This window comes from Prevotella phocaeensis, from assembly GCF_900065875.1.
Taxonomy (GTDB): Bacteria; Bacteroidota; Bacteroidia; order Bacteroidales; family Bacteroidaceae; genus Prevotella; species Prevotella phocaeensis.
Genome location: NZ_LT160621.1, coordinates 151,797 through 163,893, shown reverse-complemented (window position 1 = coordinate 163,893; position 12,097 = coordinate 151,797). Strand labels below are relative to the sequence as shown.

General features: G+C 43.7%; 11 protein-coding genes. 6 read left to right on the top strand and 5 right to left on the bottom strand.

Annotated elements, in window-relative coordinates; genetic code table 11:
* Window positions 1–123 precede the first annotated feature (123 nt).
* The 4 genes from BN3912_RS03080 to rlmN are packed head-to-tail and all read right to left on the bottom strand — an operon-like array spanning window position 124 to window position 4,194.
* A complete protein-coding gene (locus tag BN3912_RS03080; RefSeq protein WP_023984455.1) occupies window positions 124–1,116 on the bottom strand; it encodes a lysylphosphatidylglycerol synthase transmembrane domain-containing protein in 993 nt (330 codons plus the stop codon).
* Between the two features lie 3 nt (window positions 1,117–1,119).
* Entirely contained in the window at window positions 1,120–2,223 is a 1,104-nt protein-coding gene (locus BN3912_RS03075) for a PdxA family dehydrogenase (protein WP_023984456.1), read from the bottom strand.
* Window positions 2,223–3,167, bottom strand: coding sequence for a DUF4837 family protein (locus BN3912_RS03070; RefSeq protein WP_023984457.1), 945 nt, complete (start codon window positions 3,165–3,167; stop codon window positions 2,223–2,225). Before BN3912_RS03070 ends, BN3912_RS03075 begins: the two co-directional genes overlap by 1 nt.
* Window positions 3,154–4,194 carry a dual-specificity RNA methyltransferase RlmN gene (gene rlmN / locus BN3912_RS03065; protein ID WP_023984458.1) on the bottom strand — a complete coding sequence of 347 codons (1,041 nt, stop codon included), beginning with the start codon at window positions 4,192–4,194 and terminating at the stop codon, window positions 3,154–3,156. Before rlmN ends, BN3912_RS03070 begins: the two co-directional genes overlap by 14 nt.
* Before the next feature lie 179 nt (window positions 4,195–4,373).
* On the opposite strand from rlmN, the gene BN3912_RS03060 reads away from it, so the two are divergent.
* Both BN3912_RS03060 and BN3912_RS03055 read left to right on the top strand, forming a co-directional pair.
* Entirely contained in the window at window positions 4,374–5,687 is a 1,314-nt protein-coding gene (locus BN3912_RS03060; protein WP_023984459.1) for a SpoIID/LytB domain-containing protein, read from the top strand.
* Window positions 5,688–6,965 carry an MFS transporter gene (locus tag BN3912_RS03055; protein ID WP_023984460.1) on the top strand — a complete coding sequence of 426 codons (1,278 nt, stop codon included), beginning with the start codon at window positions 5,688–5,690 and terminating at the stop codon, window positions 6,963–6,965.
* 219 nt (window positions 6,966–7,184) lie between these two features.
* On the opposite strand, the gene BN3912_RS03050 is transcribed toward BN3912_RS03055, so the two are convergent.
* On the bottom strand, window positions 7,185–7,634 hold the full coding sequence (locus BN3912_RS03050) for a type I restriction enzyme HsdR N-terminal domain-containing protein (protein ID WP_023984461.1): 450 nt from the start codon (window positions 7,632–7,634) through the stop codon (window positions 7,185–7,187).
* A gap of 108 nt (window positions 7,635–7,742) precedes the next feature.
* Between BN3912_RS03050 and holA the strand changes: the two genes are divergently transcribed.
* The 4 genes from holA (at window position 7,743) to BN3912_RS03030 (ending at window position 11,756) form a co-directional block, all read left to right on the top strand.
* Window positions 7,743–8,771 carry a DNA polymerase III subunit delta gene (gene holA / locus BN3912_RS03045; RefSeq protein WP_023984462.1) on the top strand — a complete coding sequence of 343 codons (1,029 nt, stop codon included), beginning with the start codon at window positions 7,743–7,745 and terminating at the stop codon, window positions 8,769–8,771.
* A 778-nt stretch (window positions 8,772–9,549) separates the two neighbouring features.
* Window positions 9,550–9,987, top strand: coding sequence for a helix-turn-helix domain-containing protein (locus BN3912_RS03040; protein WP_036859657.1), 438 nt, complete (start codon window positions 9,550–9,552; stop codon window positions 9,985–9,987).
* Window positions 9,988–10,077: 90 nt separating this feature from the next.
* Window positions 10,078–10,857, top strand: coding sequence for a dihydroorotate dehydrogenase electron transfer subunit (locus BN3912_RS03035; RefSeq protein WP_023984464.1), 780 nt, complete (start codon window positions 10,078–10,080; stop codon window positions 10,855–10,857).
* Entirely contained in the window at window positions 10,845–11,756 is a 912-nt protein-coding gene (locus tag BN3912_RS03030; RefSeq protein WP_023984465.1) for a dihydroorotate dehydrogenase, read from the top strand. The genes BN3912_RS03035 and BN3912_RS03030 overlap by 13 nt, the downstream gene beginning before the upstream one ends.
* Window positions 11,757–12,097: the final 341 nt, after the last annotated feature.

Genomic DNA, 12,097 nt, shown 5'->3' with positions numbered 1-12,097 from the left:
TGTAGGGATAGGTGAGCTATATCTACTTCTTATGCTGCTTACATGGCCTGTCTATCGCACATAGACAGGCCATGTGTCTTTGGAATATACAACATATAATCGGAGAAAAAGCAAGAAACGGAGCTATTTCTTCTTATCCAATTTAATCATAAGCAGGCCGATACCTGTCCATACAAGTTCTCTCAACCGCACGATGAGGGCCACAAAAATGCCGGCATTTGCCGTCATTCCCATGTTTGTTACAGACATCAAGAAGCCGCCTTCGCGCCCTCCAAGTTGCAAAGGCATAAAGAACAAGAGGTTTGCAAACAGTGTAGTGAAGGCGATAATGAGGATACATTGCAGGTAATTTACACTGGGCATGAGCACCAGCAGTATGAAAAACACCTCTAAGGCCGAACATATACGGCAGGTCATTTCCAAGAATACGGCCGCTACGAAAGTCTTCTTGTTTTGCTTGTGCAAGGCTGCAATCTGCATGTCGATAGTGTCTAACTGCTCCCGGTGGCTTTCTATGAACGGTTGTGCCCATTTCTTTAGGTAAGGTATGTGGCGCAGAATGTTCATGGCCCGCACGGCCAGTCCTTTTCGGTAGCCCGTTATGAAGAACCAAATACCCAATATGCAGAACACGCCTACGGCAGCTATCAGCATTGCTATGGGCAGATTTACGGGCTCGGTACATATATATAGCACGCACGAAAGCAGCCAAAAGCAGAAATGAGTGAATATGTGAGTCGTTACATAGAGTATGACCGACGACGATGCACGTTCGGTTCCGATCTTCGGGGCCAGCTCCATAATGCGGTAAGGCTCGCCGCCCATCAGTCCTCCGGGCGTGGCATAGTTCAGCGCAAAGCCCGATACGGTGATCTTATACAGCCACCGGAAGCTCACATGTTCCTGCTGTTTATCGTCGTTGCCTGCATTGATGATGAGATACCATGCGCCCGTATTGAACAGATATAAGAAAGCCCAAAGCACGACAACTGCTGCAAACCAATAGCCTGCATGCCGCAAACCGTTCCATACTTCGGTAAAATCGAGCTGCGTAACCATGACAGCCAGCAGCAGTATACCGAAGATGAAAAAGGCGTTCTGGTATCTCTTTTTCATGCTTTATTGCTCGGATGCCGCTGTTTGTTCGTGCTTCTTGGGGATAGAGAAGCGCACTTTTTCGCTCTCATCCCGCTTCTCATGATAGAGTTTACGTAAGGGGTTTCCCATCGGTTCGTCGTATTCGTTACGGTTACGGAAGGTGTCTATGGCAAGATAAATGGCCTGACGCAGCGGATTTTCGTCGGTAAGTTGTTGCCTATCCGTACAGAATATGTCGTTGCAATAGGGTGCCGTGCACACGATGGGGAGCCCTGTAAGCAGGCTGATATTATCGGATGGCGACAGCGTATGCAACGGTATGGCGCCTTGATCGTGGTACATAGCCAAGATAGCATCGAAGGCATCGTAGTCTGTACTGCCGAAGAAACGCTCTGCAGGGTACGGTCCAAAAGCGTTGATACCGCTCTCTGCGAGCTTTGCAATAGCCGGTTTAATGATGTTTTCTTCCTCTGTACCGCCGGCATCGGGGTTGAGTGCAAGCACTGCAATGCGCGGGCACGAGATACGGAAGTCGCGTTTCAATGCGTTGAAAAGTATTTTGGCTTTAGTTACGATGCCTTCCTGACTGATGTTATTACTTACATCTTTCAGGGCAACACCATTGGTTACCGTGGCTATACGCATAGAATTGTTGATGTAAAGGGCGAGTCCTTTTTTACCGTCTCCTATGCATGTTTCTACATAACTGTCGGTTCCTTTGAATTTGAAGCCCTCTCCTTTGACGTTAGAATTACAGATCGGCGCCGTTACCAATACGTCGTAAGCATCGTGACGGAAATCTGTCATGGCCTTGTCGAGTGCTTTCAGCGCTGCTTCGCCCGACTCCTGTGTGGGTGTTCCCATATCTATTTTCACTTCATCATCGAAACATGGCAGCAGATTAATACGCCCGTTGCAGGCCTCTTCGGCACTGTTGATAATGCTGAAGTTGGCCTCTAAGTCGAGTGCCTTGCGGTGGTAAGCCGCCACTTTGGGCGAACCGTAGATGATAGGCGTGCACAGTTCGAGCATTTCAGGTTCGGCAAAAGCCTTGAATATCATCTCATAACCGATGCCATTCGTATCGCCATGCGTTATTGCTACGCGAATTTTCTTATCTTCCATTATTGTTTTGTTTTAATTGTATATAAAGCAGATTCGATTTGTCTTAATAGATTTCGCTTCTTGGTTTCGGGGGCGAAGACGAATGCCTCGGCAATGTATGTAGCGCCGTTGCTGCGTATAACGCGGCTGACAAACGGACCTCCCATAGCATCACCGTGCATCTCCCACAGTCCTTTTATAAGTATGCTGCCGTTAGAATGGGTTCCCGACTGCGATATATAGCACGAACGGGGCACGGTAGTCATATACATATCATCGGTTTCTCCCTTGATATTCGCCCGCATTACGCTATCCCTGACGGCGATGAAGTTACGGTCTGCCGGGCCTTCCAGCCTGTAGATGCAGAGATTTTGCATACCGTTTGCGGTGTTATTCGACAGCCATATAAAATCTTTTCCCTGCTTGGAAGCCTGCATGTAGGCAGGTATAAGCATGTCGATGCCGAAGAGTTGTCTTATTTTTTCCTCGGCCTTCGGGTTATGTTTGACTTTTAAAGCTGCGATATGTGCCCCCATTTCGAAGGCTGTCAGCTGTGTGTTCAGCCGCTCTGCATTCTTTACAGCGAAGATTTTCAGTGCATCTGCGGTCGGTGCACCGATATAAGTAATGAGCTGGGGATGGGCATAAACGTCTTTTTCCTGCCTGATTTGCGCAGACGGATAGCGCAAACTGTCTATACGAACGATAACGATATTGCGCGAAAGTCGCCATGCAGCGTTGAAACTCTGTTCGTTTATTTCGGATACATCGAACGACGGTTCGGGCTGGGGCAGCCCTTTAACTTCCTTGGATAGTACGGCAAAAAGTGTACTATCTACATCTCCTACGGCCAAGACACTATACGGGTGCCCGCCGGATGCCGGCTTTAACGAAAGATTACCGCTGCATGAAACGAGCAACAGCAGGGCTGTAATTACGCAAAACGCGGTTTTAGTTTTTTTCATCTGCATGCTTTTTGGCCGTAGAAAGTAGTCCGCACGCTGCAAAGATATCCTCTCCGCGGCTGGCTCTTATCGTGGTGAAGAGACCGTGAGCAGTGAGATAATCGCGGAAAGCCTCCATTGTTCTGTCGTCGGCCCCACGGAGCGGCACGTTCGGAATTTGGTGGAAACGGATGAGATTGATACGACAATCGAGCCCTTTCAGCAGCTTTACGATTTCTTTAGCATGCGTCTGTGTGTCGTTGATGCCCCCGAAAACGATGTATTCGAATGATAATCGGCGTTGATGAGAGAAGTCATAATTGTGCAAGAGGTCTACGATTTCTCGGATAGGCATGCCACCCTCTGCCGGCATAAGGCCAGCACGCTGCTCATGAATGGGGGAATGAAGGCTGATAGCCACATGGCAATCGCTCTCTTCGAGGAACCTCTTGAGCTTGTTTCTTACACCTACGCTGCTCACAGTGATACGTTTCGGGCTCCACGCATAGGCATAATCGGCGGTCAATATATTGGTGGCACGTAGCACATTCTCTAAGTTATCCATGGGTTCTCCTTGCCCCATGAACACAATGTTGGTAAGTTTATCGCGTTCGGGTAGTGCATATATCTGGTTTAGAATGTCTGTTGCGGTAAGGTTCCCCTCATATCCTTGCTTTCCGGTTTGGCAAAATAAGCAGTTCATTTTGCAACCTACCTGCGACGAAACGCACAGTGTGGCGCGGTCTTCATCGGGTATATAAACGGTTTCCACGTACTTTCCCTGCTCTGTAGGGAACAGGTATTTGATCGTTCCGTCGTTGGAATGTTGCTCGTCTATGGGAGATGCGCAGCCAATAGTGTATGCTTTTTTCAGCTTTTCGCGGTTACTTTTCGAGATATTCGTCATGTCGTCGATGCTTACAACGTGCTGCCGATAGAGCCATTTGGCCATCTGACCGCCGGTAAATGCGGGCATTTCGAGCTCTTTAGCAACGGTTTTCAGTTCGCTAAGTGTCATGCCTAATAGTGGTATTTTGCTGTTTTGCATTACTATTCTACGTATTCAAAGGGCAAAGTTAGTGAAAAAATGGCTAATCGGGCATATTTTCGGACATTTTGTATTATATTTGTACCGTAGATAGAGCGTATGTCTAACCGAAGTAGATGGTAGCTGTATGATAATTAAAAGTACCGAATAATAAGAACTTTTGTAACTGACAAGCAAATATGAAGAACAAACAAGAGCCCGAAGTTGCGGTAGGTATCGTGAACGGAGAGCAGATACGGTTCACATTGAACAGGCCTTATGCGGTCCAAGGCACTGAATTTACGGGTGCCCAAAGCGTGGAAATATCGGGAGAAAAGATATTGTGGAATGGCAATATGTACGATGAATTGCTGTTTGAACCGCTTGTACCGGATGCCTCGTTTTCGCTGTCTGACGTGACCATAGGCGTGAACTTTCACTGGGAACGTAAGGAAACACAGACCTTTCTCGGTACGTTAAGGTTGATTACAGATGGCGGAAAAGTGCTCGCCATTAACCGCCTGCCGGTGGAAAAGTACTTGGAGAGCGTTATTTCGAGTGAGATGAGCGCCACATCTTCGCTCGAACTATTGAAAGCACATGCCGTTATTTCGCGCAGTTGGCTGCTTGCACAAATGGATAAGAGCAGAAAAACAAAAGGTGAGAAAACTGCGTTTGTATGTAATGAGAACGAAATACTTAAATGGTACGACCGCGAAGATCATGACTTGTTCGATGTGTGTGCCGATGATCATTGCCAGCGCTATCAGGGCATAACCAAAGAAACGAGTCCCCACGTGGCACAGGCTGTGGGAGCAACACGCGGCGAAATACTGGCCGACAGCATGGGTGAAATTTGCGATGCACGCTTCAGTAAGTGCTGCGGAGGTGCGGTGGAAGAGTTTCAATGCTGTTGGGAAGATGCGCCGAAGAGCTATCTTAAGGCTCTCGTAGATGCAAAACATGGCGAACTTCCCGACCTGACGGTTGAAGCAAATGCACAGGAATGGATTCGCAGAAGTCCCGAGGCATTCTGCAATACAAACGATAAACGGGTGCTCTCGCAGGTGCTTAACGACTATGATCAGGAAACCTCGGACTTTTATCGGTGGCACGTAGTCTACACGCAGGAACAATTGAGCACCCTCGTAGCTAAAAAGTTAGGTATCGATTTCGGCGAAATAATCGATTTGGTTCCTATGGAAAGAGGTAAAAGCGGGCGTCTTTGTAAACTGAAGATTATAGGAACGAAGCGCACGCTTGCCATAGGAAAGGAGTTGGAAATACGGCGTGCATTGAGCGAGAACCACCTTTACAGCTCGGCTTTTGTGGTAGATAAATACGACTATAGAGACGGTATTCCGCAACAATTCGAACTGACCGGCGCCGGTTGGGGGCACGGAGTAGGCCTCTGCCAGATAGGGGCAGCCGTGATGGGAGAGAGAGGATACGAGTACGAACGCATATTGTTGCACTATTATCCGGGTGCCGAAATTAAGCAAATATATAGGTAAATGAACATAAAAAAGCCTTTGGTATGGGCACCCACGCTGTATTTTGCAGAAGGACTTCCACATGTTGTGCTCGTTACTTTGGCCGTAGTAATGTATTTGCAGCTCGGTATGTCGGACACGCAGATTGCCTTTTACACCGGTTGGCTGGGCTTGCCTTGGGTGTTGAGGCCGCTATACGGACCGTTCATAGAACTATATCAGACAAGAAGATGGTGGGTGCTTGCCATGCAGATGTTGCTGGGATCGGCGTTGGCCGGCGTTGCTTTTACGCTTAACGGCAGCTTCTGGGTGCAAGGAACGATGTTTTTCTTCTTGCTGATGGCGTTTTCGAGTGCCACATACGGTATTGCCGCGAACGATTACTGTAGGCTTGAAATGGGCGATGAAAACCGTTCGTGGTACGTAGGTATACGGAATACATTTTATAATATAGCCATTATATTGGGGAAGGGATTGCTTGTACCTGCTGCAGGTATACTGCAAGTGCTGTTTCGCAATCAGAAAATTTATACATGGAGCCTTGTTTTTTTCGGACTGACCGGTATTTTTATCGCCTTTTGGCTTTATCACGGGCTTGTTTTGCCCCGGCAAACGTCGGCGGAAAAATATAGTGCTAAGGTTATAAGAAATGGTATGCATGATGCGTATTTTGCTTTTCGGCACAGCTATTCCGTAAAAGAACTGACGGTGTTTTTGCTGTTTTTGTTTTTTTTCTGCCTGCCCGAAGGCATGTTGTTTAAGATGTCAGACACGTTTTTGTTACGTCCGGGTTCTGCCGGAGGGCTCGGATTGTCGCCACAGGAGTATGGTTTGGCAAGTGGAACCGTGGGAGTTATCGGGCTTATAACGGGCGGTATTGTGGGTAGAATGCTCATCCGAAGAAACGGTTTGCAGCGTTGGCTTTGGCTAACGGCATGTGCTGTTACGTTGCCCAAAGCAGTTTATGTTTATTTGAGTTATGCTCTGCCCGAGAATGTATGGCTTATCAGCGCTTGTATATATGCCGAACAGTTTGGCTGCGGCTTCGGTTATGCGGCGTTTACGGCATGTGTATCGCACATGGATAGAGGTGTTGGCGGCAAATATTGTCGCGATATTTGCAAGAGTATAGGCTATTTAGGGCTGATGATATGTGGTATGGTGTCGGGATATGTTAAGGATATGCTCGGTTTTCGTCGATTTTTCATCGTTATTTTGATGCTCTGTGCGGTTACTTTTGCGATGACGTGGCTGATAAAAACAGATATCGATTTCGGTGAAAAAACAGACGAAGGATGATAGGAGTATGCTTTATGGGGGATGGATATGCCATGTAACGCCGTTATATGGGCTTTGTAATATCTTTAGATGCAGCTTTTGTTTTTAATATTCGGAGTAAATTGTGTGGTTTTAATAGGAAAATAGGGTGGAAAAGCTGATGCCCTATCGGTTGTAAGCGGTATGGTTTACGGCTATATTTTGTACTAAAAATTCATATAGAAGAATTGCCCGTTTTTGTTAAATATTTTTGTAATCGGGAATATTCGCTAAAAAGTGATACTGTTGAGTATCGTAATCCATCTTACAGCAATAGTGTTGAAGCCCGTTGCTTACGATCAGATAGTCTACATGAAGTAGCATATTGTAGACTGATATCTGGTCGAAAACTTTCTGAGATAGCTGTATGGAGGGCGCTTTATATTCGATGATCATGCGTGGATGTAGGTTCTTGTCGTAGAGAACACTATCGGCACGAAGCTGTTTTGTACCGACTTTCAGTTGTAGTTCGTTGGCCAAAAGGGCAGAGGGGTAACCTTTATGGTCGATGAGAAAATGAATAAAATGCTGTCGAACCCATTCTTCGGGAGTTAGGGCTACGTATTTTCTGCGCAAGACATCGAAGATAGTCGGCCGCTCCTGTGTACCTGACAATTTAATTTGGAAACTCGGTAGGTTTAATGGAATCATTTTATTATCTTTGCAATTGATTGCAAAGATAATAAAATGATAAGAGATTAGGGATATGAAGCAGATTATTTTCATCATACGTTGCCTAATCGGAAATCATGAGTGGTTATGACAGAAAAGAAAACTGGCGCAACTTTTGAAAATATCATGCGGGATTTGAAGGCTCGTAAGTTTTCACCTATTTATATATTAATGGGGGAAGAGGCTTATTTTATCGATAAAATCTCTGATTATATCGCCGAAAATGTGCTGCAACCCGAGGAACGTGATTTCAATCAGAATATCGTTTTCGGCTCTGATGTGAATGCTGCACAGGTTGCAGACTTGGCAAAAGGCTATCCTATGATGTCGGAATATCGGGTGGTGATAGTGAAAGAAGCCCAGAATATCAGGGCTGCCGAACCGCTTGAAAAGTATCTTGAAAAACCGGTTATGTCGACTATTCTTGTTCTTTGTCATAAAAACGGGAGTATCGATCGCCGTAAAAAATTGGTATCGAAAGCCGAAGCTGCCGGTGTAGTTTTTGAAAGTAAGAAGAAAAGAGATTATGAACTGCCCGGATTTATAGAAGGATATCTTCTCAAACATAAGGTTGCTATCGATAATAAGTCGGCTTCTATGATTGCCGATCATATCGGTTCAGACCTTAACAGACTAACCTCTGAACTTGATAAGCTCCAGATTTCGCTGCCGGAGAATGATAGAAGAGTGACTCCGGAGATTGTGGAAGAGCAAATTGGAGTAAGTAAAGATTTTAATGCGTTCGAACTGAGAAATGCGATAGTAAATAGAGATATTTTTAAAGCAAACCAGATAATCAATTATTTTGACAGAAATCCTAAGGCAGGTTCAATATTCGCTTTCCTCCCTTTGCTCTTTAATTATTTCCAAAATCTTATGCTTTCTTATTACGCTCCTAACCGTAACAATGAAAACTCTGTCGCACAGTTTTTAGATTTAAGATCGGTATGGGCGGTAAAAGATTATATGGTGGGAATGAGGAATTATACCGGAATGAAAACAATGCAGATAATTTCTAAATTTAGAGAAATTGATGCCAAAAGTAAGGGAATAGATAACCCAAATACACCATCTGGGGAGCTTATGAAGGAACTTTTATTCTTTATTTTGCACTAAAATATACTGTTTTTAGTGCTGTTTTTTGCTAAATCCATCATTTTTTTAATCCTCTTTTTAGGCTATAAAAGTCCTTTATTTCGGGACTTTACCATGTTTTTACCCCCTTCAAAACTCGCGTATTTTCAACAGATAGGGCAGTCGTTCGGAAATTCTTTAGAAATGAAGAAAAACACCTGTTATACCTATCGGTAATTCATAATTAGGATATTTTAAATGTTTTGTATTGTAAATTTTAATATGTGAAATTGGAAATAAATATATATTATTAAATTATCAGTGCGTCGTAATATGTATATGTTTAATAATTCAGTTTTTTATTTCATTATATTTGCAAATGTAGAGGCGCGGCGTTGTATTTGTAAATGCATAAAAATACCGCCCTAAATGTAATATATAAAATATTGATTTTCAGAATATTAATATTATATCCATAATGATTTTATCAATAATGAATGATTATTTTACCCGTAAAGGTGTATATATTGATGTTGTAGATAGATTATAGACATAATTAACTGTAAATACCCCAATATTTTATTCATTTCCTTTAAATAAAGGAATTACGATGTTTTATTACTATACATTTACATTTACATTTATATAACATTCTTAAATGCTACCGTTTGTTTACGTTTGTAATATTTGCGTTTGTGCTTTTAATTATTTCAAAATTAAATAGTATTTATAAATGTTGTGCATATCGTTTTTTTGTTTTACCTTTGTAAAATCGATGGAAATATGATATTTTACCTAAATATGACTACGATTTGGACGTATGAAAGATAGAATTAGACAGTTGATGATTAATCAGCATATGACTCAACAGAGCTTTGCCGATATGTTAGGAATCTCTCCAGCATCTCTTAGCGGAATATTTACAGGCAGAACGAATCCGACATTAAATCATGTTGATGCCATTAGGAAGAAGTTCCCGAGTATTAATCTGGATTGGTTACTTTACGGACATGGTGCAATGTTCGCAGATAATAAGACCTTGGAGGAAACTGAAACTGTAGATTCAAGTGCGACGGAGCCTATGATCGATTTTGATACCCACTTTGCCCTTTCGTCATCTGCACCCGATGTTCAGGCTCAAAAAATATCGAATAATGTCGAAAAAACTATTGTGAAATATCTTGACAAACCACAAAGAAAGATTACAGAGATAAGGGTTTTCTACGATGATCAGACTTGGGAGACGTTCAAGCCCTAAAAACTGTCTTCTAATTAAATAATGTATTAGGCAGATACATATTATATTATCTTTTTGTATCTTTGTAAAGTAATTTATTCACGAACAAAGATGAAGAAGTATTGTATTGACCTTTTAGTCAATTCTGTTGAGGCTTTAAGCAAGCTACATTTCCTTATACGTCTTACAGACTCAACGCCTCTTCCAGATATGTTGCCGGGACAATTCGTTGAAGCGAAGGTGGAAAATTCGCCGAAAACCTTTCTCAGGCGTCCTATTTCTATTAATTATGTGGACAAGGAGCATAATGAATTGTGGCTGCTTGTGGCTGCTATCGGCGACGGAACCCGTGCTTTATCGAGATTGCAGCGGGGAGATAAACTCAATTGTATGCTTCCTTTGGGGAATGGTTTTACCTTACCAAAGGACAAGAAAGACCGTTTTTTGCTTGTAGGAGGTGGTGTCGGCATTGCTCCGCTACTCTTTTTAGGCAAAAAGATCAAAGAAATAGGAGGCACACCTACTTTTCTTTTAGGAGCAAGAACGGCAGAAGGACTCATCGAACTCGACCATTTTAAGGCGTTAGGCAGCCTGTATTTGACTACCGAAGACGGATCTGCCGGCGATAGAGGCTTTGTTACCGACCATTCTATCTTGCGAACAAGCCGCTTCGACCATATTGCTACCTGCGGTCCAAAGCCGATGATGACGGCTATAGCACGCTTTGCAAAGGAACAGGGCATAGATTGTGAAGTGTCGTTAGAGAATAAAATGGCCTGTGGAATAGGTGCCTGCCTGTGCTGTGTGGAAAAGACGACAGACGAAGGCAATATATGTGTGTGTAAAGAAGGCCCAGTGTTAAACATTAAGAAGTTATTATGGCAGCTCTAAATGTAAAGATAAATGACATCATATTCAAGAACCCTGTCATGACTGCATCGGGCACCTTTGGCTACGGAACGGAGTATGCAGACTTCATACCCTTAGGAGGTATCGGCGGTATAGTGGTAAAGGGCACGACTTTACATGCCAGACAAGGCAACGACTACCCACGTATGACGGAGACAGATGGCGGAATGTTGAACTGTGTAGGGCTGCAGAATAAGGGTGTAGATTACTTCTGTAAACAGATTTACCCGCAAATAAAGGATATAGATACCCATATTATCGTGAATGTAAGCGGCAATTCGCCCGACGATTATGCCGAATGTGCTGCCCGTATAGATGCTTTACCGAACATACCGGCTATAGAATTAAACATTTCATGCCCCAATGTGAAAGACGGGGGCATGGCTTTCGGTGTAACATGCAGTGGAGCGGCAAGCGTTGTCAAGGCCGTAAGGCAGCGTTACCATAAAACTTTGATCGTGAAACTCTCGCCTAATGTTACGGATATAACCGAGATTGCACGTGCTTGTGAGGCCGAAGGAGCAGACTGTGTGTCGCTGATCAATACGCTTATGGGTATGGCCATCGATATAGAGAAACGCCGTTCGTTGTTGAGTATCGGTACAGGCGGACTCAGCGGACCTGCCATAAAGCCCGTGGCACTGCGCATGGTGTGGCAGGTAGCCAAGGCTGTTAAGATTCCCGTTATAGGCCTTGGAGGCATTTGCACTGCCCAAGATGCCATTGAATTTTTAATGGCCGGCGCCACTGCAATACAGATCGGAACGGCTAATTTTATCGATCCGATCACGACAATCAAGGTTCGCGACGGCATTAACGAGTGGCTGGACAAGCATGGATGCAGCTCTGTAAACGAGATAATCGGTGTGCTCGAAGCATAAATTTTCCCCGTTTAATTTATTTCACGAACAGGAATAGGCAGCACAAGTATTGTTTATTCCTGTTTTTGTATGAATATTTTACGTCGATAAAAGGTTTATGTAATTGAAAGACAAGACAGATATAATCCTTATAGATGTCCATTCAGTACTGATGAAAGGAAAATCTGTGTTTTTTAGACAAAATTTGGGAGCTACCAATCGGTAGCCCCCAACCAACACAAAAACTAAACTAGACTTAACTAAACTAAGTTGGAATTTTCACAAACTCCTCATTGTTGTGTGCAAAGATATATATAATTTTTGACATATCGACACAAAAATATGTTAATTAACCTTACATC

Coding starts and splice junctions, on each gene's coding strand:
- BN3912_RS03080 (WP_023984455.1), bottom strand. CDS start 1,116: ATGAAAAAGAGATACCAGAACGCCTTTTTCATCTTCGGTATACTGCTG.
- BN3912_RS03075 (WP_023984456.1), bottom strand. CDS start 2,223: ATGGAAGATAAGAAAATTCGCGTAGCAATAACGCATGGCGATACGAAT.
- BN3912_RS03070 (WP_023984457.1), bottom strand. CDS start 3,167: ATGAAAAAAACTAAAACCGCGTTTTGCGTAATTACAGCCCTGCTGTTG.
- rlmN (WP_023984458.1), bottom strand. CDS start 4,194: ATGCAAAACAGCAAAATACCACTATTAGGCATGACACTTAGCGAACTG.
- BN3912_RS03060 (WP_023984459.1), top strand. CDS start 4,374: ATGAAGAACAAACAAGAGCCCGAAGTTGCGGTAGGTATCGTGAACGGA.
- BN3912_RS03055 (WP_023984460.1), top strand. CDS start 5,688: ATGAACATAAAAAAGCCTTTGGTATGGGCACCCACGCTGTATTTTGCA.
- BN3912_RS03050 (WP_023984461.1), bottom strand. CDS start 7,634: ATGATTCCATTAAACCTACCGAGTTTCCAAATTAAATTGTCAGGTACA.
- holA (WP_023984462.1), top strand. CDS start 7,743: ATGACAGAAAAGAAAACTGGCGCAACTTTTGAAAATATCATGCGGGAT.
- BN3912_RS03040 (WP_036859657.1), top strand. CDS start 9,550: ATGAAAGATAGAATTAGACAGTTGATGATTAATCAGCATATGACTCAA.
- BN3912_RS03035 (WP_023984464.1), top strand. CDS start 10,078: ATGAAGAAGTATTGTATTGACCTTTTAGTCAATTCTGTTGAGGCTTTA.
- BN3912_RS03030 (WP_023984465.1), top strand. CDS start 10,845: ATGGCAGCTCTAAATGTAAAGATAAATGACATCATATTCAAGAACCCT.